We start from the raw sequence: 23,474 nt of genomic DNA, 5'->3' as shown, positions 1-23,474 counted from the left end.
CGTCTCCTGGTCAGTGGGGGGTGAGCAGGTCGGCGACCCGGACCGGTTGACCGGTCTCGAAGGACCGGTTGGCGGCCAGGCCGGTGAGCAGGGCCAGCGCGCCGTCGTCGGCGGTCGCGGCGCGGCCCATCGGGTCGGGTTGACCACCGAGGAGTACCCCGGTCATCCGGGCGTCCGCGCCACCGTGGCCGTGTCGGGTGCGGCCCTCGACGGGGATCTGCCGGGGCGGGGCCCAGAACGGGCGCAGGGTGAGGGTCGCGCCGCCGCCCTCGGCCGGCGCGTCGACGCCGTGCAGGGCGGCGCCCTTGACCGCGCCGGCGGTGCCCGGGTCGACGAAGTCGTTCTCGGTGACCTCCAGCTCCAGCCGACCCCGACTGCCGTTGACCATCACCCGGTAACCCTCCCAGGGCGCGTAGGCGGTGAGGTGGTACGTCATGGTGGCACCGGTGGAGTAGCGGGCGAGCACCGCCATGTCGTCCTCGATGGTGACGCCGGGGGCGAAGACGTTGCGGTCCCGCTGGTAGCCGTCCTCGGCCTCGGCATCGAGGTACAGCTCGCGCAGTCGGGGGTGGGCGTCCAGCCGCAGCGCGAACGGGTCGTCGGCGGCGGCGGGGGAGCCGTGTGCCCGGTCGTAGTCGCGGGCGTAGCCGTGCCGCCGGCCACCGTCGCCGTAGAAGAACAGGCGGCCGGCCGCGTACACCTCCACGGGGGTGGCCGCCAACCACCAGTTGACCAGGTCGAAGTGGTGACTGGCCTTGTGCACCATCAGCCCGCCGGAGGTCGCCTTGTCGCGGTGCCAGCGGCGGAAGTAGTCAGCGCCGTGGCGCACGTCGAGCAGCCACTCGAAGTGCACCGAGCCGATCTCGCCGACCGCGCCGTCGGCGAGCAGCCGGCGGACCTGTTCGTGCAGGGGGTTGTAGCGGTAGTTGAACGCGACAGTCACCCGGCCGCCGGTCTCGGTGACCGCGTCCAGGATGCGCCGGCAGCGCGGCGCGTCCACCGTCATCGGCTTCTCGGTGATCACGTCGCGGCCGGCGCGCAGCGCGGCCACCACGTACTCGTCGTGGGTGACATCCACGCTGGTGACCAGGACGACGTCGACGTGCTCGGCGTCCAGCATGGCCTCGACATCGCCGGCCGGGTAGGTCGGCACCGGACGGTGGCCCAGCTCGGCCAGCCAGCGGTTGTGTGTGTCCATCCGGGTCTGGTTGACGTCGGCGAACGCGACGAGCTCGGCGGTGTCGGCGTGGTCGAGCACCAGGGCCCGGACGAACATCTCGGCCCGCGCGCCGGTGCCCACCACGGCGTACCGGACCCGGCCGCCGGCTCTCGGTGACATGCTGTCGCCTCCCCGGTGATCCTGCAAAGGTTTGCAATGAAGTAATCACGATCAATGCGATGGCGTCAACGACGGCGATGCAAACGGCGGTAATTATCCGGTTTTGAGAGGCAGTAGGTCACCGTGGGAAGTGGTGGCGCAACAAAGCCGCAACCATTGACCGTTGACACTGGCGCAACCGTTTGCATTAATGGGCCACACCCACGTGACCGCCACCACATCGGACGAAGGGCCAGCCGTGCCAGTCACCATCCGGGACGTCGCCCGGGCGTCCGGTGTGCACATCTCCACCGTGTCCCGCACCTTCTCCGCCCCGCACCTGGTCAACCCGGAGACCCGGGTCCGGGTGCTGGCCTGCGCGGAGGATCTGGGCTACCGGCCGAACCGCGCCGCCCGAGCCCTGATCACCGGACGTACGCACAACATCGGTCTGATCATCGCGGACATCGCGAACCCGTTCTTCCCGCCGCTGATCAAGGCGGCGGAGAGTCAGGCCCGACACCGCGACTACCACGTCTTCGTGGCCGACACCAACGAGGACCCCGCCGCCGAGGAGGAGTTGGTCCACGCGCTGGCCAAGCAGGTGGACGGCGTGCTGCTGTGCAGCCCTCGGATGAGCAACAGCCTCATCGGGCAGCTCAGCCGCGAGGTGCCGCTGGTGGTGGTGAACCGCCAGGTGACCGGCCTGCCCTGCGTGCTGATGGACGTCGGGCAGGGCGCCCGCTCCGCGATCGAGCACCTGGTCGGCCTGGGCCACCGTCGCATCGCGCTGCTCGGCGGCCCACGCAGCTCGTGGACCAACCGGGAGATGCGTCGCGCCGCCGGCACGGCCGCCCGATCCGGCGGCGCGGAGCTGACAGTGCTCGGCCCGAACGCGCCCACCGAGACCGGCGGCGCCGCCGTCGCCGAGCAGGTGCGACACAGCGGTGTGTCGGCAGTGCTCGCCTACAACGACCTGATGGCGATCGGCCTCATCGAAGGGCTGGACGCGCTCGGGGTTCGGGTGCCGCAGGAGGTGAGCGTCGTCGGGGTCGACGACATCACCCTGAGCCGGCTCACCCGACCCAAACTGACGACGGTGGCCACACCCACCGGGGCCGCCGGCCGGACGGCCGTCGACATGCTGCTGCAACAGGACATCGAGTCACCGCGCGGCGCGCGGGGACCCGGTGCCGGCACGGCGCTCGGCGTCCGTCGTACCACCGCACAGGTAATGCTCCAGACCGACCTGGTCATCCGCGACTCGACCGGACCGGGCCCGCACGCCCGACCGGCACGTTCCCTGGCCTCATCGCATGGCCCGGACCCGCATTGCCCTGCGGGCCCGGGCATCCCGACCGCGGCCACCGGTGACGCCGTCGCCTCCTAATGCCGAGGAGTGAGCGCACATGCACCCCGCAACGCCCCCCACCGTTGACGCGCCCGTCGGGCGCAATGACCGTACCCCGCTGCCTCGGCGGCGCCTGCTGCGCGGCCTGCTCGCCATGACGGTGGCCGCGCCGCTGATGCTCGGGGCCGCCGCCTGCGGCGACGACGGCGGCTCCGCCGACCCGAACGCCCCGGTCAAGCTCTCCATCTTCTGGTGGGGCGGCGACGCCCGGGCCAAGTTGACCGAGGACGCGCTGGCCCTCTACACCCAGAAGCACCCGAACGTGACATTCGAGAAGACCTGGCAGGCCAACCAGGGCTACTTCGACAAGCTGGCCACCCTCACGGCCGGCGGCAACCCGCCGGACCTGTTCCAGATCGACGACAACTACCTGGCCGAGTACGCGGCCCGCAACACCACGCTCGACCTGACCTCGTACCAGAAGTCGGGGAAGCTGGACACCTCCAAGTTCCCCGAGAGCCTCTGGCAGTACGGCGTGGTCGACGGCAAGCTCGCCGGGCTGGCCGCCGGGGAGAACACCCAGGGCCTGGTCTACAACAAGACGCTGCTGAAGACGCACAACCTGCCCGAGCCGACCACCGGGATGAGCTGGGAGCAGCACATCGCCTGGGCCGAGCAGGTCACCGCGAAGACCAGGGTGCCCGGCACCCAGGACCCGAGCGCCGACTACAAGGCGTTCTGGGTGTGGCTGCGCCAGCAGGGCAAGGACCTCTACCGGGGCAAGGAGTTGGGCTTCACCGCCGACGACGTGACCAAGTGGTTCGAGCTGTGGAAGGGCGCCCGGGACCGCAGGGCCACCCCGACCGCCGACGTCATCCACGAGGGCAACTCCAGCGACGTCACCAAGCAGCTGGTGGTCACCGGCAAGTCGGCGACCTCCTGGGTGTGGGCCAACCAGATGCCCGACCTGAAGAAGAACACAAAGGACGAGCTGGGCGTCATCGCCTATCCCGGTGACCCCAGCGCGCAGTGGGCCCGCGCCTCGATGTACTGGTCGGTCTTCAAGGGCAGCAAGAACAAGGACGTCGCGGTCGATGTGATCAACTTCCTGAACAACGACGTCGGGGTGGTCAAGCTGCTCGGCACCGACCGGGGCCTGCCGTCCAACCTGGACCTGCGCCGGGTGGTCAGCGACGACACCACCGACCCCGCCATGAAGCAGTCGATCGCCGTCGAGGCCGAGCTGACCCAGAAGTTCGGCCCGTCGCCGCAGGTGCCGATCAAGGGACACAGCAAGGTCAAGTCCGAGCTGATCAAGGCCGCCGAGAACGCCCAGTACGGCCGGGCCACCCCCGCCGAGGCCGCCACCCAGTTCGTCGAGGCGTGCGCGTCCGCCATCGCCTGACCGCCCCACCGGGCGAGGAGAGGAGCCGTTCGTGGCGTTGACCACGGCGCCCGACCCGACCCGACGCGGCCCCGGATCCGTCCGGGCCCATGCCCAGCGGCGTGGGCCCGGACGCCTCCGGCACAGCGAAGGTCTGGCGGGGTACGTCTTCCTGTCGCCGTGGCTCATCGGCCTGATGGGTGTCACGGCGATCCCCATGCTGCTGTCGCTCTACCTGAGCTTCACCGACTACGACGTCCTCACCCCCTTCTCCGAGGCGCGGTGGGTGGGGCTTGCCAACTACGAGCGGATGTTCACCGCCGACCCGTCGTACTGGCACGCGGTGCGGGTGACAGTGACCTTCGCGCTGGTCGCCGTACCGCTGAAGCTGGCCGCGGCGCTCGGCGTGGCGCTGCTGCTCAACCGCGCCTGGCGCGGCGTCGGGTTGTTCCGTGGGCTGTTCTACCTGCCGTCGCTGCTCGGCGGCAGCGTCGCGCTGGCCATCGTCTGGGTCAACATGTTCAACCGCGACGGGGCGTTCAACTCGCTGCTGAGCCTCTTCGGCGTCACCGGCAGACCGTGGGTCAACGACCCGGACTGGGCCCTGGAGACCCTGATGGTGCTCGCCATCTGGCAGTTCGGCGCGCCGATGGTGATCTTCCTGGCCGGGCTGAAGCAGGTGCCCACCGAGCTGTACGAGGCCGCCTCCGTCGACGGCGCCGGCCGGTTCCGCCAGTTCCGCAACGTCACACTGCCGATGCTCTCCCCGGTGATCTTCTTCAACCTGGTGCTGGAGACGATCAACGGGTTCCAGGGCTTCACCGCGGCGTTCGTGCTCAGCAACGGCACCGGAGGCCCTGTCGACTCGACGCTGATGTACACGCTGAACCTCTACATCACCGGCTTCACCGAACTCCAGATGGGCTACGCCTCGGCGATGGCCTGGGTGTTCCTGCTCGCCATCGCGGTCATCACCGCGATCTTCTTCAGCACCGGACGGTTCTGGGTGCACTACTCCGACGGGGAGGACCGGTGACGGTGACGGTGACCCCGACGGCCGACGTGCCGACCGGACCGGCGCCCAGCACGCGCCGACGCACCGGCGGTCGCTCGGTGCTGCGACTGCTGATCCTGGTGGCGATCGTCGCCGTGGTGCTCTACCCGCTGATCTGGATGGTCGGCACCTCGGTGAAGTCCCAGGAGGAGATCGTCAACAACGTCGGCCTGCTGCCGGAGCGGTTTTCCCCGGGCAACTACACCGCCGGGTGGTCCAACTTCGACGTCAGCTTCGGCCGGTTCTTCCTCAACAGCGCGATGGTCAGCCTGCTCACCGTCGTCGGCAACGGGCTCTCCTGCCTGCTTGCCGCGTACGCCTTCGCCCGGCTGCGGTTCCGGCTGCGCGGGGTGTGGTTCGCCGTCATGATCGGCACGCTGCTGCTGCCGCAACACGTGCTGATCGTGCCGCAGTACATCCTCTTCCGGACGCTCGGGCTGGTCGGCGGCGAATGGCCGTACCTGCCGCTGCTCGTCCCGCAGTTCCTGGCCACCGAGGCGTTCTTCGTCTTCCTGATGGTGCAGTTCATGCGGGGCATCCCCCGCGAACTGGACGAGGCGGCCCGGATCGACGGCGCCGGCCCGTACGGCATCTTCCGGCACATCATCCTGCCGCTGAGCCGTCCCGCGCTGGTCACCACGGCGATCTTCTCCTTCATCTGGACCTGGAACGACTTCTTCCGCCAGCTGGTCTTCCTGTCCCAGCTCCAGGACTACACGGTGCCTGTCGCGTTGACCCTGTTCATCGACTCGACGAGCCAGAGCGCGGTCGGCCCGATGTTCGCCATGTCGGTGCTGTCCCTGCTGCCGGTCTTCCTGTTCTTCGTCGCCTTCCAGCGGATGCTCGTCGAGGGGATCAACACCAGTGGCATCAAGGGCTGAACCGGCGACGGACACCGTCGGTCGGCGGGACTGGCGGGACGTCGCCCGCGACGCCGCCGACCTGGCGCTGCTCGGCATCCTGCTGACCCTCGCCGCGGCGCCGCTGTTCACCGCGGCGGCGGCGGCCGGCACCGCCAGCGCGGCGGTGCACGACTGGACGCGTACCGGCGGTTGGCCGTCGGCGCGGGCCACAGTGCGCCGGTTCGGCAGTTCGGTGCTGTCGGGCGTGCCGGTCAGCCTGCTCGCGCTCGCCGTGGCCGGGCTGCTCGCCGCGGACCTGGCGGCGCTGGCCACCGGCCGGGTGCCGGGCGGGCCGCCGGCGCTGCTGGTGACGGCCCTGGTCGCGGCCGGCCTGGCCGGATACGCCGGGCTGGTCGTCGTCGAGGTGGGCGGCAACGGGGGTGGGTGGTGGCGGGCGGCGGCCCGGTCCGCCGCCCGCGCCTGCCTCGACGCCCCCGCCCGCTGGGCCGCGCTCGCCGGGGTGACCGCGCTGGCCGGGCTGCTCGCCGTGCTGGTCACCCCGGTCGCGGTGCCGATCCTCGCCGGGTACACAGTGGCCGCGCTGCACGCCGTCGCCGGTCGGCGGCCGGCCCCCGTCGACCGGGAGGCACAGTGAGCACCGAGGTCGGGTCCCGGTTCCCGGCGGGCGACGGCGGCGAGCAGCCGGCGCGGCTGGTGGTCGGGGGCACGGAGGTGGCCCGGTACGTTGTCGACCCGGCGCTGGACGCGCGGCACGGGCCGCGGCCGTACCTGCATCCGGTCCGCACCCTGGGCGGGACGGTGGTCACCGACGCGCTGCCCGCCGACCACGTCTGGCACCTCGGCGCCTCCCTGGCCGTGGCGGACGTCAACGGCGCCAACCTCTGGGGTGGGCGCAGCTACGTGCGCGACGTCGGCTACACCTGGCGTGACGACCACGGGCGGATCGCGCACACCGGGTGGTCGGAGCGGTCCGCCGACCGGCTGGCCCACCGGCTCGAGTGGCGCGACCCGCAGGCGGCCGTGCTGCTCACCGAGGACCGTCGGCTCAGCGCTGTCGCGGTGACCGGGGACGTGCCGGCCTGGCGGCTGGACGTGGACTACACGCTGCGGGCCCCGGCCGGGCAGGACGTGCGGCTGGGCAGCCCCACCACGAACGGGCGTCCGGACCGGGCCGGGTACGGCGGGTTCTTCTGGCGGGCGGTCTCAGCCGCGCCCGCGTCGGTGTTCAGCGCCTCCGCGACGGGGGAGGAGGCGGTGAACGGTTCCGTCGAGCCGTGGGTCGCCCTTACCGGCACCGGGCCGGACGGGCGGGCGTACACCCTGGTCCTCACCGGTCTCGGCGACGGCGACCGGTGGTTCACGCGGACCGCGATGTACCCGGGCGTGGGGGTGGCGTTCGCGTTCGAGCGGCCGGTCACCATCGCCGCCGGCACCCGGCGGCGGGGCCGGCACGCGGTGGTCGTCGCCGACGGGGTGCTCGACCGCACCACCGCCGCGGCCCTGGCCGCCAGCGCCGACCCCGGGCGGTCGGACGGTGCTACTCCTTCGTGAAGTAGGCAGCGCTCTCCGGGTCCGCCGGGTAGTAGGACTCGATCGCGATCTCGTCGATCGTGATGTCCATCGGGGTGCCGAACGTGGTGATTGTCGAGAACAGCCGCAGCTCACGTCCGTCGATCCGCAGGATCATCGGGATCACCACGTCGGCGTCGACCCGTTGGCCGACCGGGTCCTCGGGACTCAGCAACTCCTCGTAGAGCGCGGTCAGCTCCGGGTCGGGAGCGCTGGCGAGCTGCCGCGAGATCCGGCTGCGGAACACCGCGCGTACGTCCGCCAGGTTGACGACCAGGGGAGCGAACCCGCGCGGGTCGAGGCCCAGCCGCACCAGGTTCACCGGTGGCCGCAACAGCTCGGGGGCTACCTGCGCGAAGAACGGGTCGATCGCGCGGTTGGTCAGCACGATGTTCCACCGCCGGTCGAAGACCAGTGCGGGATACGGCTCGTGTGCCCGCAGCACCCTGCGGACCGAGTCGAGGGCAGCCGACAGGGCGGCGTCGTCGAGTGGACGCTCCGGGTAGCGGGGTGCGAAGCCCGCGGCGAGTAGCAACCGGTTGCGGTCACGCAGTGGCACATGGAGCTGGTCGGCGAGCCGGAGGATCATGTCCGCGCTGGGCGTGGACTTGCCGGTCTCGACCAGGCTGACGTGCCGGGCCGAGACGTCCGCGGCGATCGCCAGGTCGAGTTGGCTCAGCCCCCGGCGTCGCCGCCACTGCCGCAGGAGGTCCCCGACCGCACACATGATCATGAGCGTACTCAGCTTCGCGCCGAACGCCATGAAGTGCGATGTCATCGACAACCACCGGGGCCGGCGAAACACTTGCTCCCGTGACCACCGAAAACAAGATCATTGTCCAGCGGGCGCTGGCGGGGCTGGCCGAGACGGGCGACGTCGACGCGCTCGCCGCGCTTCTGAGCGACGACTTCATCCACCACCGGCCAGATTCGACCCGCTCCACCAAGGCGGAGTGGCTCGCTGCGGTCCGGGCCGCGTTGGGTCCGACCGCCGGCATGCGGGTCGATGTCCTCCACCTGTTGGCCGACACCGACCATGTCGTGGTGCACTCGCGGCGTCGGCTGCCCGACGGCGGACCGGAGATCGTGGTCGTTGACGTCCTTCGGATCGCCGACGGGTCGATTGCCGAGGTGTGGGAGATCATCGAACCGGTGGCCCAGGCGACCGCCAATCTGGCCTGGTGGGACTCGGCTCGGCGATGACCGGGTCGTGGCGGCCCGGGACGTGCGCCGGCACGTCCCGGTGCCGCCTTGTCGGTCATCTTCGCCCCGGACCGGTCGGCAGCCCCATATCCTCGAGCGGATACGCCAACCGGAGCGGGTGCCGTCTGCGCGACGGCTTACAGGGGGCCGTGATGAGCGGAGCGGATCGGCCGCAGGGCATCAGCCCGACAGCTGTGGAGGGAGCGCCCGGGTTGTGGCGCGTCGACCTCCAGCGACACGATCTCAGCATTCCTGGACGGGAGGTCATCCAGAGTCGGGTGGAGTTCACCCCGGACTCGCCGCCGTTCAAGCACTTCCACCCCGGCGAGGAGATCATCTGCGTGCTCCAGGGGTCGCTGGAGTACACGCTCGAGGGCCAGCCGCCGGTGGTGTGCAATGCCGGTGATGCTCTTACCGTTCCCTACGGTGTCCACCACCAGGCCCGCAATGTCGGCAACTCCGTAGCTGTCGAACTGGCCACCTACGTCGTCGAGAAGGGCAAGCCGCTCCTCACCAAGGTGGAGTGAACCGGTGCCGGCCGGCGGGAGCCGGCACGCCGCGGTGGGCCGGGCGGTGCGCTCAGCGGGACCGGTCAATCAGCTCGCGGACCGCCACCTGGTACGCGGCCTGGGTGTGGTAGGGCCAGTGCCGCTCGATCGGAGGTGGCACGGTGTCCGCCGGGTCGATGGTCAGACTGCGGGGATCACGGAGTCGGATGTCGACGTCTCCGGCCGCTGGGTCGGCGCAGGGCGGCGCGGTGCCCGGGGCACGGGGAAAGGTCGGCCCGCCGATCGGGTCGGTGTCCCGCCAGAGGTTGCGCCACCGCCATCCGATCCGCCCGCCCAGGTCGCAGAGCGTCTCCGGCCCCAGGTAGGCCGGATAGAGCCGGGCGTAGGTGCGCCGCAGCGGTGAGCCGTAGGTCAACAGCGAGAGCCTGGCCCGCACGGACGGCGGTAGTTGCAGGATCGTGGCGGCGGCGAGCACCGAGCCGTGGCTGTGCCCGGAGAGGACCACCGGCCCTCGCGCGGTGAGCCCGGTGATCCGTTTCGCCAGCTCCGGGACCGCGCGGGCGGCATAACAGGGCGGCGCGAACGGGTGGACGGTGCGGGGCCAGAAGGTGCCGAGGTCCCACAGCACCGCCACCATTCGGCGGGTCTGGGACGACCGGTACGCGCGGAAACCGAGCACCATCAGGCAGATCACCATCAGGCTGATCACCCAGACGCCCGCGTCGGTGACGTAGGCGGCGAGGACGGCGAGGGCGCCGCCGTGCCCGCCGAGGCGGGCGGCGAGCTGGGTGGGACCGATCCCGATCACGTCGAAGGCGACGGTGGCCAGCCCGAGCGACGCGATCACCAGGAACGCGATGAGCACCGGGCCCAGTTCCTCGGTCAACCGGGACCGCGCGATGGCCTCCCGGACGAGGCGCAGCCGGCTCGCGTCCTCCGCCGGCACGTCCGGGTAGTCCCGCTCGATGATCCGCGCCGCCAGCCCACGTCGCCGACGCCGGGTCAGCAGGAGAGTCGCCGAGGTCGCCGCCGCGCCGATCAGCAGCGCGGCGAGCCCGGCGAGCGCGGCCCACCAGTAGGCGACCGGCGGATCCAGCGGGCCGACGATCGGCGCGTTGGGCCGGATCGGATCGGGGATGTCGCCGTGGTCGAGGACGTCCGCGACACGGTAGACCAGGGTGGCCGTGAAGGCCGCGCCGACGCTCGCCGACGCGGCCGCCATGATCGGAGTGCCGAGCCCGCGCAGAGGAGGGCGGTCGTCGCCGCGGGCAGCACGTTGGCGGACGTACGTGACGACGGTGAGCACGACGAGCAGGACGCCCTGCGCGGCGACCACCCCGGCGGCGGCCCCCTCGTACCCGGGCAGTTTGCCCGAGCCGGACGGCGCCGCGCCGGCCAGCACGGCGGAGATGAGACACAGCGCGGTCACCCCCGCGGTGGCCGCCCACAGGGGGCGCAGGACCCGTCGGGCCTTCGCCGGGTTGGCCGGAGTGGGCAGGGCGAGCAGGACCACGCCGACCACGAGCAGCCCGACGGCCACGCCGAACAGGGCGAGGTGACCGGGCGCACCGACCCCACCGGGCGAGACGCCGGCGAGCAGGGCCACGTTCAGAGTCCCGACGCCGAGCGCCACGTGAACCTGACGCAGCCAACCGGTGGTCTGCTCGTCGTGCCAGAAGCTGGCATCGGCGAGGCGCTCGGTCCGAGCGCCGCTGAGTGGTTGCGCCGATGGCGGGCCGAACCCCTCGAAGGCCCGCGCCGACCGGGCGCCGATGGCCCAGACGGTCCGCAGCGCCAGCAGTGGGACGACCGACAGCAGAGCCAACCGGGGGCCGGACGGGAGCGCGTAGAGCCAGGCCAGGTAGGGGCGGCTGGCCCGGCACCCGGGGTACGGCACGCACTGCCAGCCGACCAGGTCCAGTGCGACACCCACGATCGCCAGCACGAACGTGGCCGTGAGGGTGCCGGCGAGCAGGCGGCACAGCATGCCGAGCAGGCCCCACCGGTCCCGCCCCGGCGGTCGCAGCCAGATCGCGAGGTTGCTCAGCATGAAGGGCAGCAACAGCAACATCGAGGCCGTCCGTACCGCCGCCCCGGCGGTCAGCGAACCCCACCGGTACGCCTCGACGGCGACTCCGGCCGTCGCCCCGCCGGCGACGCCGCTCGCGGGCCGGGGCCGGAAGAAGCCCGCGTGCGGGTCCCCGGCGACGCGGACCACGATCGGGTGGTCGAGAATCCGTTCCGCGCTGACTCCGGAGATGCCGTGCACGCGCAGCTCCACTGCGTCGCACTGCGGCGTCCTGTCCACGCCGTCAGGGTCACAGACAAATGAGCCTGCCGTTGCCGATACCGCAAACGTTCAACGGGCCGGCAGTGCGGCGGTGACCCGGATGGCCTTCACGATCGCCGGGATCGACCCGATCAGCAGCACCAGCCCCCAGATGATCGCGATCACCGCGAAGACCAGTGCCGCCACGTCGTCGACGATGCTGACCAGGATCACCGGCACCAGGTGGTGCAGGAACTCCAGGACGACGGTGCACAGCAGGGTGGTGAGGATCAGCAGGACGAGGCCCTTGTTCTGCAGGAAGCGCGGCTGGGCCAGCACCAGCAGCCCGGCCCACACCAGCTTGAGCAGCAGCACCAGCCCCAGCAGCAGCGCCGCGTCACCGACCGGGAAGAACCCCCACAGCGCCAGGTACGCGAGCGTGCCGAACGGGACCGCCAGGAACAGCGACACCATGATGGACAGTTCCACGAACGCGACGACCAGCGCGACCAGTCCGACGATGATCAGAATGATCGAGAAGATCAGGCTGGCGACGCCCTGCACCCGGCCCTGGACGCGTTCGGGCAGCAGCATGCCCAGGCAGAACAGCGCGGTGCTCCAGACCGCCACCACGTCGATCAACGCCAGGTAGCCGGTGCCCCGGCCGGACGGCTCGCTGACCCCGGACACGTCGTCGAGGTCCACGTCCAGCGATCCGGCGCTGTCCGCGAGGGCCGCGCCGGCGTCGGCGCCGCCCAGCAGCAGCCCGGCGCCCAGCTCCACGCCGATCACCAGGACGATGGCGAGCATCGCCAGCAGCAGGAACGGCTTACGCAGGTCACCCACGGCGGCACCCTCCAATTCCGGCCAGGTCCCCGGCCACGGTGATCAGGTCAGGACGTGGCCACGACGACGGTGCAGCCACCGAGGCCGGGGCAGGTCAGGCCCACCTCGGTGGCCTGGTCGACGGCGACCTTCGCCACCGCGCCGGTGCCGTCGGGCGCCGGCTCGACCTCGTCGCGGATGGTGAGGTCGGCGTCGCCGGGCGCCGGGGCGACCACAGTGAACCGTGCCTCGCTGCGCAGCACCAGGGTGCGCAGCCCGCCCGGGTCGGCGACCCGCACCACGCACCTGCCGGAGAACGTCAACCGGCCCGTTCCGTCGGCGCAGTCGGCGTCGACGGTGGCCGGGTCCACCGCCGCCCGCTCGCCGCCCAGCGCCGCCAACCGGTCGACAAGCCCGTGCCGGGCCCCCGGATCGCCCCGGTCGTCGCCGCCCACGCCGACAGCTACCACGAACAGCGCCACCAGCAGCACGGCGAACAGCGCCAGCAGCGCCTTCTGCCGGCCGCTCATCGCGCCACGGCCTGCGCCACGAGCTCGGTGAACCGGATCTCGTCGACGCCCGCGAAGTATCGGTTGGTGCCCTGCGTCTTGCCCACCACCGCCAGGGTGACCCGGTGCGGGCCCTTGGTCAGCCGGACCGTGCCGACGTCCAGGAACTCCGTCGTCTGCACCTTCGGTGTGAAGCCGAGGAACGCCCCGCCGACCTGCGTGCCGTCGATCGCGAAGACCGTGTTGGCGTAGTCGAACGACGTGGTCCGCGTCGCCGCGAAGCGCCAGGTGCCGTCCGCCGGGATCTGGACCGTCACGGTGACCTGATCGCCGATGGCCAACCCCTGGAAGAACAACTGCTTGTCCCCGGACCAGGTCACCCCGCAGCAGTTGGGCTGCGCCCCCACGACCGCCCCGCTGGTCCGCGGCGACTCGACCACCGCACCGTCCACCAGGCTCTCCGCCTCGATGGTGACCACCCGCGGTTCGCCGGGAGCCGGCTCGCCGTCGCGGGTCAGCAGCACCACCGCCACGCCGGCGACCACCAGCACCAACGCCGCCGCGGCGGCGATCCACAACCACGGGGTACGCCGGGGCGGCGCGACCGCCCGCACCTCGTACGTGACCCGACCGCTGGACCGGGAGCTCTCCTCCGGCGCGGTGTTCGCCGAGTACGCGAACCCGGTCATGTCGTAACGCCGAGGCGGGGTGCCGGCGGGCACGGCGAGCTTGACCAGGAACGACACCGAGCCCTGCCCCTGTACCACCCGCTGTGGCTCGGCGACGGTGAACCACGCCCGCTGGGAGCCGTCACCGGGCGCCACGTCGAACACCACGGTGTCCGGCGCGTTGCCCGGGTTGGAGACGGTGAACGTCAGCTCGCCGCTGTTGCGCGGGTCGAGGGTGAACTGCTCGGCGGCGGCGACGACCGCCCATTCGGTGGTCATGACGACTCCTCTTCCAGGACGATCTCGACGGTGGTCGAGGCGGGCTTCTCCGCCTCGACGATGCGGGTGATCACGGCGAGTTGGCCGGCGGCGGCGGCCGGGACCCGCACCACGACGTGGAAGGGCCGTTCGGCTGGCTCGTCCAGAGCGAAACCACTCAACCCGGTAGCCACCTCGAGAGCTCTTCGCATGCCGTACGGGGTGCCGCGCCACCGGGCCAGCAGCGCGGCGTTGGCCACCAGGTCGCGCAGCCGCCCCACCGGCAGCGGCAGCGGGGCGTCCGGCCGGGGCGAGGCCACCACGTGGTCCATCGCCACCCAGCGGGTCAACCGCACGACCAGCCCGTCCGGCGCCCGGTACGGGTCGAACAGGGCGTCCACCTCGGCGAGGATCGCCTCGTCCGGGGCGTGCAGCCCCTCCATCACGTCCAGCAGCGCCCAGAGCACGCTGCCGGGCACGCAGGCCCGCTGGTAGGCGGCGGGCAGCAGCCGTTCAATCGCCGAACGTCGCATCCTGGCGCACCACCTCGATGTCGTGCTCGCCGGAGCAGAGCAGCCAGGTATCCGGGACGGTCACCACGTCGGCGGTGGCCTGGTTGGCGCTGGGCGTCCAGTCCACCGCGTTGGCGCTGCGGTGCACGCCGCGTTCGCCGCCGGCGAGGATCAGCCGCTCCGCCGCCCCGGCCGCCGGGCCGCCTGTGCCGTCGCCGGTTGGGCTGCCGCCGGGCGGGCCGCCGACGGCGATGGCGTCCACCGGCACGAACCGGGTCCGGTCCCGCAGCGGCAACCCGCAGTTGACCGACACCGATTGCCACTGTGGCTGTGCGGCAAGGGTGTCCAGCCGCAGCACCCCGCCGCTCTGCGTCGCCGCCACCGCGAGCTGGCCGGCGAACGCCAGGTCGCGGCAGGTGCCGCCGATCCAGCCGGCCTGCACCGGCTGCCACTTCACATCGGACTCGAACAACCGGGTGCGGTGACAGCCCTGTCCCGGCTTCTTCGGATCCGGCTCGCCGGCGCCGCTCCACAGCAACGTCGCCGGGCCGTCGTACTGCACGGCGAGCACCCGGTTGTCCACGTTGGCCAGGCCGACGTGGACGAAGCTGCCCGGTCGACCACCGGCTGTCGACAGGTACACCCCGAAGCCGGCCTGCGCGGCCACCGCCACCCCCGGCGCGCCCCGCTCCGAGACGAACGCGCGCACCGCGTAGAACCCCCGATCGGCATCCGACGGGTCGACAAGGATCTGCAACGGCACCGCCCCGGGCAGCAACGACACCTCGTACAGGCCGGTGTCGGTGGCCACCAGCAGCGCGCCCGCGCCGTCGCGGTCCAGCCAGGCCACGTCGGAGATCCGCGCATCCAGGTCGGTGAGCAGGGACCACGTCTCGCCCAGGTCGGTGCTCAGGTGCACCCGGGAGCCGCCGGACGACCGGAGCGTCACCACGGCCACCGAGCCGGGGCGCGCGACGATTCCCGGTCGTACCGGCGCCGGCGCGGGCGCCACCCGCAGCACCGTCTCACCGTCGAACCGGCCGGCCGGCTCCCAACCGGCGCCGCCGTTGCTGGAACGGAACAGCACCGGGCCGCGACCGGCGTACCAGGTGCGCGGCTGGTACTGGTCGACGGCGAGGGCGCGTACCTCGGCGTCGGGGGCCTCGTCGACAACGAACCGGACCGACTCGACGTAGCGCACGCCCGGCTCGGCGTGCTCCAACAGCCGGTACACGTTTGACGCCCGCAGGGGCTCCCCGAACGGCCAGCCGGTCGGGTTGAGCGCGGTCGGCAGCGGGCTCAACGTCTGGTGCAGCCGGTCGTGGATCCGGCGGCGGACCGCGTCCACGTCCTCCTCCCGGCGGACCACCACCCGGGCCCGGACCGACACCGCCTTGAACCGGGCCCAGGTGGCCCTCGACCGGATGCCGACCATCCGGCGTTCCTCCAGGTCCGCCTCCACCCGGTGGCGCGCCTCGGGCACCTCGTGCTCGCGCAGCACCGCCACCGGCAGCCGGCCACCGGGGCGGGCCGTCGGCGGCACGTACGGCACCAGCACCACCTCGACCTCCCCGGGCCGGGCGAAGCTGTACACCGCCGCCCGGGTGAACGCCCGAGCCCGCGCCACCGCCCCCGAACTGGTGGCGAGGATCTCGAAGTCGCGGGCGGTGACCGCCCGTTGCTGGGCGAAGAACTCGTACGGCCCGCGCAGCAGCACCGACTCCAACGCCTCCACCTCCCGGCCGCCGGCGGCCGGGGCGGGGTTGTCCACGCGGACCCCCGGTAGCGGGTCGCGCAGGCTGGTCAGCGTGCCCGCGGCGACGTTGCCGGTGGGTCCGCCGCCGGAGCGGTACCAGAGCCGGACCTGCCGCCCGGCCGGCGGCACCGCCGCCACCGTCACCGGCGCCGGGCCGGCCGGCGCGCTGTCGCCGGGCGCGGCCGGCGGTCGCAGGTCCAGCGCCGGGGCGAAGGTGACGGTGCCCGAGCAGCGGTCCACCAGGTACGCCTTGGCCTGCGGGCCGAGCCCGGCGAAGCTGTCCACCGGCCGCCAGATCTCGAACGTGCGGCCGTCGTGCTCCCGGGCCGCCGCGCCCAACTCGACGGTGCCGGCCGGTACCTCCACGCCGAGCAGCAGGTCCAGCGCCTCGGCGGTGTGCGTCAGCGGCGCGTGGGCGGCCCGCAGCACCTGCCCCGGCTGGCCGGTGCCCACGCCGAGCAGCTCCGCCTCGACCGGTTCGCAGTGGTGCATCCGTACCGTCACCGACGTCTCGTCGGCGGGCAGCACCGTCGGCTCGGTGGTGACGAACACGACCGGCCGGGGATCCGCGCCGCGCGCCGCCGCGACCCGCAGCCCGGCCGGGATCCGGATGGCGCCCCGGTCGCTGCCGCTGCGGGTGAACAGGACGTCCGCCCAGGCCGCGGTGGGTGCGTGCCGGGTGACCCCGAGCAGGTTCAGAAACGAGACGTACGCCTTCTCCGGCAACTGGTTCAACCGGTAGATCATCACCTCGGTCAGGTGCGCGAACGCCTCCACAAGCGCCATCCCGGGGTCGTGCGCCGACAGGTCGGTCCACGCCGGGCAGGACTGCCGGATGCGTTCCCGGGCCTCGGTGACCAGGTCGAGGAACCCGCGGTCGTCCAGGTGCGGCACGGGCAGCGTCATGACGGTCCTCCCTGCGCGGGCTCGTCGGCGGGGAGCAGATCCACGGAGAAGACCAGGTGCCCGGGCGTCAGGCTGGCGCGCACCCGGTAGTCCAACCGGATCACCAGCCGCCACGCGTCGTCCGGGTCCGGGCCGGCGTCGGTGTCGATCACCTCGACCCGCGGCTCCCACCGGGCGATGGCCTGCCGGACGTAGTGGATGGCCAGACCGGCGGTGGTGTCGTCGTTGGGCGCGAAGACGAGCCGGTGCAGCCGGGAGCCGTACCCGGGTCGCATCAGCCGCTCGCCCGGCGTCGTCGACAGGAGCAGGAACAGCGCCTGCCGTACGCTCTCGTCGCCCTCGGTCATCGCCAGGCCGCCGGCCGCGGTGAGGGCCGGGCCACCGCCGCGCCCCGCGTCGAAGCCGGCGCCGACGAAGCGGAAGGCCCTCACCGGTCCGACCCCAGGAACTGCTGGCGGGGATCCCGGACGGTGTGGTGGACCAGCCCCGGTGGGGTGCCGTCGGTGAACCCCTCCAGGTGGGACAGCACTACCCGCTGCCCGTCGACGCGGAGCCAGTCGCTGTAGCCGACCCGGACGTTCACCGTCCTGCCGCACGGCTTGATCGTCGGGCCGTAGTTGGGGCAGGCCGTGATGTCGCGCCCCTCCGGGTCGTCGTCCACCAGCACGGGTACGCCGGTGACTGTCACCCACTGCTGCGAGGGTCGGTTCTCGACCCGGCCGTCGTGATCGCAGGTGATCACGGAGTCACTGTGGATCCAGCGCATCAGCCGCCTCCTTCGTGGTGGGCGCGCGCCAGCGAACGGGCCTGCCGCGCCGCGGTGGTCGGGTCCTCGGTCGACTCGGCACGCAGGAAGTCCACGCTGCGGGCGCGGACCACCATGGCCCGGCCGGGAGCGGAGATCACCAGGTCCGACGCCGCGTGCAGGGTGGCCAGATCGGGGGTCAGTTCCAGATAGCTGCCACCCTCGGTGGCCAGTCGCAGGCTGCGCCGCACGTCGTCGACGACGATCGACTGCCCGCCGGCGCTGCGCAGCGTCCAGCGCCGCGCCCGGCCGTCGTCGATGCCCGCGTCGTACGGCTCGACGGCGCCGAACAGCGCACCGAGCACGACGCCCGAGGCCGGCTCGCCACCGGGCAGCACCACAAGCACCGTGTCGTCCGGATCCGGCAGCGCCACCAGACCCTTGCCCCGCCCCGCGCCGACGCAGAGCACGGCGAGCCAGCCGGCGTCCAGGTCCCCGTACGCCGGCAGGGTCAGGCGCACCCGGCCCAACCCGTCCGGGTCGGCGACGTCGGTGACGGTGCCGAGGGTGACCACCGCCGCGCCGGGCGGGGCCGCCGGGGTGGCCGGCGGCACCGTGGAGAACCGCGTCAGAAACCCGTTGCCGTCGACGGTGTGCACCACCTCGGTCAGCACGTACGCCCCGGCGACCGGGTCGGGCACACCGCTCAGGTCGACCCGTCGGCCCGGCCGCAGCGCCGGATCGCCCTCGGCCACCCCCTCGGCGGTGACCAGGGTGGCCGCCCGGGTGTCCAGCCGCGCCTGGGCCAGCGCCGCCAACTCGTCGTCGCTGCGGCCCGGCTGGTCGACCGCGGTGCGGACCCCGTCGGCGCCGACATCGGCCGGGTCCGGTCGGTCGAACGCCGGTCGGCCGCACCGCGCCTCGTCGGCCTGCTGGCTGATCACCTCGGCCCGCTGCGGGTGCCAGCCCAGCGCGGCGCTGGCACCGCTGGCCTGGTCGGCGTTTGTGGACAGGCGCAGGGTGTGCACGCTCGCGCCGAGGGCCAGCGCGACCGGCTCTCCGTAGCCCGCGAGGGTGACCAGCCGGACCGCGTCGCCGTCGGCGGCCAGGTGCAGCCCGGCCCGGCCGGCCACCTCACGCAGCAGCTCCAGATCACTGTGCCGGTGCTGCAACAACCGGTCCACCAGTGGCCCGTCGACCTCCGCGCTCACCTCCAGCCCCACCGCGCCGCACAACTCCCGGGCCAGCTCGACGGCGGTCACCGACGTGAAGACCCGCAATCCCTGCCGCTTGCGCAGCCGGTGCAGCGGGTCGTACGCCCGCAGCCGCAGCACCGCCGCTCCGTCGCCGGCGTACTCGACCTCCACGGCGGTGACCTCCCCGCCGAACAGGGCGTCGTCCTGGTCGGCGAGCCGGACGTCGAGCGTCGTGCCGGGGCGCACGGCCGGGTCGAACGCGCCCACGCCGACGGAGGTGGCGAGCACCAGCTCCGCCTGGGTGGGCTGGTCCAGCCGTGCCGCCACCCGCAGCGAGCGGATCCGCTGACGGGCCGCGCCGGTCAGCTCGACGCCGTCGAGCAGGACGACCAAGGCGCGGGGCGCGACGCTTGTCACGGCGTCCCCCCGGGGTTGCCCGGCCGGGGGCTGACCGCCGCGGTGGCGTCGGCGGTGCCCGGCCCGATGCCGGCGAGCGACGCGCCCGTGCGTACCGCGCCGGCCACCGCCTGAGCCATCCCGGCCAGCGCACCGGCGACGGCCGAGCCGTTCCCGGGGACGCCGCCGGGGCGGGTGCCGGCGGGTGGTGGCACGGCCAGCGTGGTGCCGGCCGGCACCGCCAGCGGGTCGGTGATCCGGTTGTGTTCGGCAAGCAGACGCCAGCGCAGCGGCGAGCCGAGCGCGTCGTTGGCCAGCAGGTCGAAACGCACGCCGGAACGGCCCGGCTCCGCCGCGCCGTCGCCGGCCGCGATCACCGCGCTGCCCGGTGCGGCGGTCGGTGTGCTCGTCGCTGCCAACTCCTCGGCGAAGCCGGCCTCGGCCTGGTCGGCCGTCTCGGCGGCGCGGACCAGCTTCAGCCGCAGCCAGGAACGCCGGGGCGAGCCGGTGCCGGTGAACGCGTCGAACCGCTCCGCCACCGCGATGATCACGCCGGGCACGTTCCAGGTCTTCCCCCAGACCAGGCGAACCAGCGGCGGGCGCAGCCAACCATGCTCGGCGGCCGAGTTCTCCGCGAGCATCCACAGGGGACGGGTGAGTACCCGTACGTCGGCCGGACGGACCTGCGCCTGGACGAACTCGACGTCGAACAGCAGGTCGAGCACCAGCTCGGTCCGGCCGCCGCCGGTGAAGACCAGCGGGTCGTCGGCCAGCCCGGACCCGGTGAGCTGCCCGCCGCCGGCACCCCGATGGCGTACGCCGGCGAGCCGGGTCACCTGCACGGTCTCCGGGTTGAGCAGGCAGTCCACCCGCTCGCCGGAGGAGTCGATGAGGAACGCCACGCGCTCCATCAGCCACCCGCCTGTTCCCGGTCGAGTCGACCGAGTTGGGTGGTGTCCAGCGCGTCGGCCGGCACCGTCCACAGGGTCGCGTCGTCCGGCAGCGCCGGCCACGGGTCGGTGAGTGCCGGCTCGACAGTGCCGGCCCATGGCCCGGCGCCCGTCGTCCGTCCACCGCCGGTCGGACCGTGCCCCCAGCCACCGGCCCGGGTCCCGCCGCCGAGCGCGGCGGTCTCGTCGGCGTGCCGTCCGAGCGGGTGTCCACCCGGCCGCCGGGGCCGTGCCGGTTCGTCGGGCCGTGCCGGTTCGTCGGGCAGTGCCGGCCAGGGCCATCGGTCCGCGGCGCGCCCGTCGATCGTCGTGCCCCCGACGCCCGCCGGCACTGTCGCGCCCGCCGAACGCGTCCACGCCGCGCTCCCGTCGGCCGGGTCGGATTCCGACGCCCCACCCGGTCGCGACAGCCGTGTCGGGCCCGGCGCAGGGCCAGCCGGACCGCTCGGAAACCCGCGTCGGTCGTCCGCCGCCCCGGGTTGGCCCGCTCGACTCCGGAGCGGGCCGTCACCCGACCCGGCCGGGTCGTCCCGGACCGGGTGCGGACCACCCGACCGGCCGTCAGCGACGGCGGCAGGGTCCGACCACAGCGAACCGAGGGTGGCGCGGGGCGTGGTTCGGGTGGGTGCGGGGGTGCTGTCACCCCACCCGTCCCGTCGCACCGATCCCTGCGGCCCCGCCACCGCGCCCGGCCCGACGTCCCGTGGCGAGGTGTCCGGCAGCGATGACGCGTGGGTTCGGGGCGCTGCGCCGCCGCCAACCGGGCCGGCGTCACCGATCCCCGTACCGTCCGGTCCGGCGTCGCCGGCCCGCGTGCCGAATGAGCGGGCGTCGCCGGCACGCGTGCCGTCCGGTCCGGCGTCACCGGCCCGCGTGCCGAATGAGCGGGCGTCACCGGTCTGTGCGCCGAATATGCGGGCGTCGCCGGCCCCCGTGCCGGCCGAGCGGGCGTCGGCGATCCCCGTGCCGTCCGGCTCGACGCCCGTCGGTGACGAGCGGCCCGACCGACCGGTCCCGATCGCCGAGCGCGTCCCGTCCTGACCCGCGAACCCATGCCCCCCAGCAGCGCCGGTGCCCGTCGCGCTGCCGGTACCCGTCGCGTTGCTGGTGCCGTCGAACGGGCCGGGCGTGGCGGGTCCCGCAGCGTCGGCGGCGGTCGCCCCGGGATCGCCGGGCCGGTCGTCGCGGACCTGCGCGTCGTCGGAGCCGCGCGGGGACCGGGCGAGGTCCACATCGTGCAGCAGGCCGGGCGCGTGGGCGGCGACCAGGTCCAGCCAGTGCTGCGGGGGTTCGCCGAAGCGGCGCGGTGCCGTCGGCCGCGCATCCACCGCCACCGCCACCGCCGACGCCGCCGTCGACAGCGCCGGCGTCGGCGCGTCCGACGGTGAGGGTTGCCCGGCGGGCTCGACCCGCCCGGCGAGGCGCTGCACCGCCCCGGCCGCCGAGCGCAGCCGGCCGGCCAGCCAGCTACGCGGGTGTCGGCGCGGTGGCACCGCCGGTCTCCAGCTCCAGACCCTCGTAGCGCAGGGTCAACGCAGCGATGGCGATCTCGTGGCTGAGCGTGTTGAGGTGCGCGCCACGCCACCGGGTGGGCCAGGCGTCGATCAGGTTCCAGCGCAGCACCTCGGCGGTCCCGACCGAGTCGAGCAGCACCACCGAGACGTTGCGCCGGTTGAGGGTGCCCTGCGCGGTGGCGTTCACCCAGTCCCACAGCTCGCGGGAGGCGGTGAGTCCGAAGTGCAGCGTCACCGGCTCGTACTCGGCCTGGCCGGGCACCATCCGCATCCGGCCCAGGCCGTGCTCCCGGTACGGCTGCCCGGGGATGTTCACCTCCAGCCCGGTCATCTCGGTGAAGTGGCCGTTGGTGACGCCGTTGATGAGCAACCGGAAGTTGTACGCCCGGTACGGGTCGACCGGGGCGCCGGGTTGCGGGGTGGCTGTGGTGGGCATGTCAGCCTCCGATCGTCTCGGTCTCGGTGCCGCCGGCCCACTGGCTCAGCTTGAACACCACGAATTCGGCGGGCTTGACGACGGCGATGCCGATGTGGGCGATCACCATGCCGGCGTCGCGGACATCCGCCGGGTTGGTCTCCTCGTCGCACTTGACGAAGAACGCCTCCTCGGGGCTGCGCCCGAGCAACGCGCCGTCGCGCCACACCCGGGTGAGGAAAGCCCCGATGTCGCGCCGGATCGAGCGCCAGAGGGTGAAGTCGTTGGGTTCGAAGACCATCCACCGGGTGCCGTTGGCGATGGCCTGTTCGATGGCGATGCTGAGTCGCCGGACGTTGAGGTAACGCCACTCGCTTGCCTCGGCGGCGAGCGTACGGGCGCCCCAGACCCGGATGCCCTCCCCGGCGAAGTAGCGGATCACGTTGACGCCCTTGGGGTTGAGCACGTCGTGTTCCGGCCTGGTGACCAGGTAGGCCAGGTCCACGGCCCCGCGGACGGGTTCGTTTGCCGGTGCCTTGTGCACTCCGCGCAGGGCGTCGGTGCGGGCCCAGATGCCGGCCAGGTGCCCGCTCGGCGGGGTCAGCTCCAACTCGCCGCTGATCGGGTCGCGGACCCGCAGCCAGGGATAGTAGAAGGCGCCGAACTCGGACTGCCGGGGTCGGTACGCCGCCCCCTCGTGCCCGCCGGAGCCGCCTGGCTGGGCCGCGCCGCCGCCGGGACCGGCCGAGCCGCCGCCCGTACCCTCGGCGGGCTTGGGGGGTTTGCCGGAGGACGGTGTGGCGACCCGGGTCAACGCGGCGATGTCGTCGATGTCGGGTGCGGGGTCGCAGATGGCGACCATGGTGCGGGTCCGCTCGGCCATGCTGAGCAGCGCCTCGTGCGACACCACGTCGTGGAAGCCGGGTGCGGCGATGATGGAGATCTCGTCGATGGCCTCCAGTAGTTGCAGGCCTCCGCGCCGCTGCCCGGTGCCGGTGATCGCGCCGCCCTCGCCGACGTTGACCACCCAGCAGCGGGCGCCCCCGTTGTCCAGGAAACCGAAGACCGCTCGGGCCAGCGGGGTGCTCTCCACCCGTTCTCCGTCGGCGAAGAGTCGCAGGAACTCCGTCCAGTTGTTGACCGGCACCGCTCGGCCCAGTTGGGCGTCACGGTTCGGGGCGAGGCCGACGAAGGCGGCGATGCTGGTGCTCGCCGGGCCGATCGGTCGGGCGCCGCTGGGGACCTCCTCGACATAGATGCCGGGGGAGAAGTAGCTGGGCATCGGTCCTCCTGTGTGGGCGGGC

23 protein-coding genes are annotated in these 23,474 nt (G+C 73.0%); 8 read left to right on the top strand and 15 right to left on the bottom strand.

Translation table 11 applies throughout. The features are described from left to right. Window positions 1-10: 10 nt before the first annotated feature. Window positions 11-1,339, bottom strand: coding sequence for a Gfo/Idh/MocA family protein (locus ACQPWW_RS18720; protein WP_433124260.1), 1,329 nt, complete (start codon window positions 1,337-1,339; stop codon window positions 11-13). Window positions 1,340-1,577: 238 nt separating this feature from the next. Here ACQPWW_RS18720 and ACQPWW_RS18715 point away from each other — a divergent pair, with 238 nt between their 5' ends. The 6 genes from ACQPWW_RS18715 to ACQPWW_RS18690 are packed head-to-tail and all read left to right on the top strand — an operon-like array spanning window position 1,578 to window position 7,521. Continuing rightward, window positions 1,578-2,708: a LacI family DNA-binding transcriptional regulator gene (locus tag ACQPWW_RS18715; RefSeq protein WP_433124258.1), complete on the top strand. Its 1,131-nt coding sequence runs from the start codon at window positions 1,578-1,580 to the stop codon at window positions 2,706-2,708. 19 nt (window positions 2,709-2,727) lie between these two features. After that, window positions 2,728-4,074, top strand: coding sequence for an ABC transporter substrate-binding protein (locus ACQPWW_RS18710; RefSeq protein ID WP_433124257.1), 1,347 nt, complete (start codon window positions 2,728-2,730; stop codon window positions 4,072-4,074). 31 nt (window positions 4,075-4,105) lie between these two features. Then, the gene (locus ACQPWW_RS18705) at window positions 4,106-5,089 is read left to right on the top strand and encodes a carbohydrate ABC transporter permease (protein WP_433124256.1); all 984 of its coding nucleotides are present in this window, start codon (window positions 4,106-4,108) and stop codon (window positions 5,087-5,089) included. Continuing rightward, on the top strand, window positions 5,086-5,988 hold the full coding sequence (locus ACQPWW_RS18700; protein ID WP_433124254.1) for a carbohydrate ABC transporter permease: 903 nt from the start codon (window positions 5,086-5,088) through the stop codon (window positions 5,986-5,988). Before ACQPWW_RS18705 ends, ACQPWW_RS18700 begins: the two co-directional genes overlap by 4 nt. After that, window positions 5,972-6,604 (top strand): hypothetical protein, encoded by a 633-nt coding sequence (locus tag ACQPWW_RS18695; RefSeq protein ID WP_433124253.1) that lies wholly within the window; start codon window positions 5,972-5,974, stop codon window positions 6,602-6,604. The genes ACQPWW_RS18700 and ACQPWW_RS18695 overlap by 17 nt, the downstream gene beginning before the upstream one ends. Continuing rightward, entirely contained in the window at window positions 6,601-7,521 is a 921-nt protein-coding gene (locus ACQPWW_RS18690; protein ID WP_433124251.1) for a PmoA family protein, read from the top strand. The genes ACQPWW_RS18695 and ACQPWW_RS18690 overlap by 4 nt, the downstream gene beginning before the upstream one ends. On the opposite strand, the gene ACQPWW_RS18685 is transcribed toward ACQPWW_RS18690, so the two are convergent. Then, window positions 7,508-8,317: a helix-turn-helix domain-containing protein gene (locus ACQPWW_RS18685; protein WP_433124250.1), complete on the bottom strand. Its 810-nt coding sequence runs from the start codon at window positions 8,315-8,317 to the stop codon at window positions 7,508-7,510. The genes ACQPWW_RS18690 and ACQPWW_RS18685 overlap by 14 nt on opposite strands. Window positions 8,318-8,352: 35 nt before the next feature. On the opposite strand from ACQPWW_RS18685, the gene ACQPWW_RS18680 reads away from it, so the two are divergent. Both ACQPWW_RS18680 and ACQPWW_RS18675 read left to right on the top strand, forming a co-directional pair. After that, on the top strand, window positions 8,353-8,742 hold the full coding sequence (locus ACQPWW_RS18680) for a nuclear transport factor 2 family protein (protein ID WP_433124249.1): 390 nt from the start codon (window positions 8,353-8,355) through the stop codon (window positions 8,740-8,742). A gap of 152 nt (window positions 8,743-8,894) precedes the next feature. Then, window positions 8,895-9,269, top strand: coding sequence for a cupin domain-containing protein (locus ACQPWW_RS18675; protein ID WP_433124247.1), 375 nt, complete (start codon window positions 8,895-8,897; stop codon window positions 9,267-9,269). 52 nt (window positions 9,270-9,321) lie between these two features. Here ACQPWW_RS18675 and ACQPWW_RS18670 read toward each other — a convergent pair whose 3' ends face one another. The 13 genes from ACQPWW_RS18670 to ACQPWW_RS18610 are packed head-to-tail and all read right to left on the bottom strand — an operon-like array spanning window position 9,322 to window position 23,452. Then, window positions 9,322-11,559, bottom strand: coding sequence for a hypothetical protein (locus ACQPWW_RS18670; RefSeq protein ID WP_433124244.1), 2,238 nt, complete (start codon window positions 11,557-11,559; stop codon window positions 9,322-9,324). Between the two features lie 51 nt (window positions 11,560-11,610). Further along, the gene (locus ACQPWW_RS18665; protein ID WP_433124243.1) at window positions 11,611-12,366 is read right to left on the bottom strand and encodes a hypothetical protein; all 756 of its coding nucleotides are present in this window, start codon (window positions 12,364-12,366) and stop codon (window positions 11,611-11,613) included. 47 nt (window positions 12,367-12,413) lie between these two features. Then, a complete protein-coding gene (locus ACQPWW_RS18660; protein ID WP_433124242.1) occupies window positions 12,414-12,875 on the bottom strand; it encodes a hypothetical protein in 462 nt (153 codons plus the stop codon). Further along, on the bottom strand, window positions 12,872-13,801 hold the full coding sequence (locus ACQPWW_RS18655; RefSeq protein ID WP_433124241.1) for a hypothetical protein: 930 nt from the start codon (window positions 13,799-13,801) through the stop codon (window positions 12,872-12,874). The genes ACQPWW_RS18660 and ACQPWW_RS18655 overlap by 4 nt, the downstream gene beginning before the upstream one ends. After that, on the bottom strand, window positions 13,798-14,313 hold the full coding sequence (locus ACQPWW_RS18650; RefSeq protein ID WP_433124239.1) for a phage tail protein: 516 nt from the start codon (window positions 14,311-14,313) through the stop codon (window positions 13,798-13,800). The genes ACQPWW_RS18655 and ACQPWW_RS18650 overlap by 4 nt, the downstream gene beginning before the upstream one ends. Then, window positions 14,294-16,954 (bottom strand): putative baseplate assembly protein, encoded by a 2,661-nt coding sequence (locus tag ACQPWW_RS18645; protein ID WP_433124238.1) that lies wholly within the window; start codon window positions 16,952-16,954, stop codon window positions 14,294-14,296. The genes ACQPWW_RS18650 and ACQPWW_RS18645 overlap by 20 nt, the downstream gene beginning before the upstream one ends. After that, entirely contained in the window at window positions 16,951-17,385 is a 435-nt protein-coding gene (locus ACQPWW_RS18640) for a GPW/gp25 family protein (RefSeq protein WP_433124237.1), read from the bottom strand. Before ACQPWW_RS18640 ends, ACQPWW_RS18645 begins: the two co-directional genes overlap by 4 nt. After that, window positions 17,382-17,720, bottom strand: a complete 339-nt coding sequence (locus ACQPWW_RS18635; protein WP_433124236.1) for a hypothetical protein — start codon at window positions 17,718-17,720, stop codon at window positions 17,382-17,384. Before ACQPWW_RS18635 ends, ACQPWW_RS18640 begins: the two co-directional genes overlap by 4 nt. Then, entirely contained in the window at window positions 17,720-19,312 is a 1,593-nt protein-coding gene (locus ACQPWW_RS18630) for a contractile injection system protein, VgrG/Pvc8 family (protein ID WP_433124234.1), read from the bottom strand. Before ACQPWW_RS18630 ends, ACQPWW_RS18635 begins: the two co-directional genes overlap by 1 nt. After that, window positions 19,309-20,202, bottom strand: coding sequence for a hypothetical protein (locus ACQPWW_RS18625; RefSeq protein ID WP_433124233.1), 894 nt, complete (start codon window positions 20,200-20,202; stop codon window positions 19,309-19,311). Before ACQPWW_RS18625 ends, ACQPWW_RS18630 begins: the two co-directional genes overlap by 4 nt. Then, the gene (locus ACQPWW_RS18620; protein WP_433124232.1) at window positions 20,202-21,734 is read right to left on the bottom strand and encodes a hypothetical protein; all 1,533 of its coding nucleotides are present in this window, start codon (window positions 21,732-21,734) and stop codon (window positions 20,202-20,204) included. Before ACQPWW_RS18620 ends, ACQPWW_RS18625 begins: the two co-directional genes overlap by 1 nt. Next, a complete protein-coding gene (locus tag ACQPWW_RS18615; protein ID WP_355028749.1) occupies window positions 21,709-22,191 on the bottom strand; it encodes a phage tail protein in 483 nt (160 codons plus the stop codon). Before ACQPWW_RS18615 ends, ACQPWW_RS18620 begins: the two co-directional genes overlap by 26 nt. 1 nt (window position 22,192) lies before the next feature. Beyond that, window positions 22,193-23,452 carry a phage tail sheath family protein gene (locus ACQPWW_RS18610; RefSeq protein WP_433124230.1) on the bottom strand — a complete coding sequence of 420 codons (1,260 nt, stop codon included), beginning with the start codon at window positions 23,450-23,452 and terminating at the stop codon, window positions 22,193-22,195. Window positions 23,453-23,474 lie beyond the last annotated feature (22 nt).

The sequence above is a fragment of the Micromonospora sp. CA-240977 genome (assembly GCF_050942285.1).
In the GTDB taxonomy this organism is placed as follows: Bacteria; Actinomycetota; Actinomycetes; order Mycobacteriales; family Micromonosporaceae; genus Micromonospora.
The sequence above is the reverse complement of the archived record's forward strand: the minus strand, read 5'-3'. Positions and strand labels throughout refer to the sequence as shown.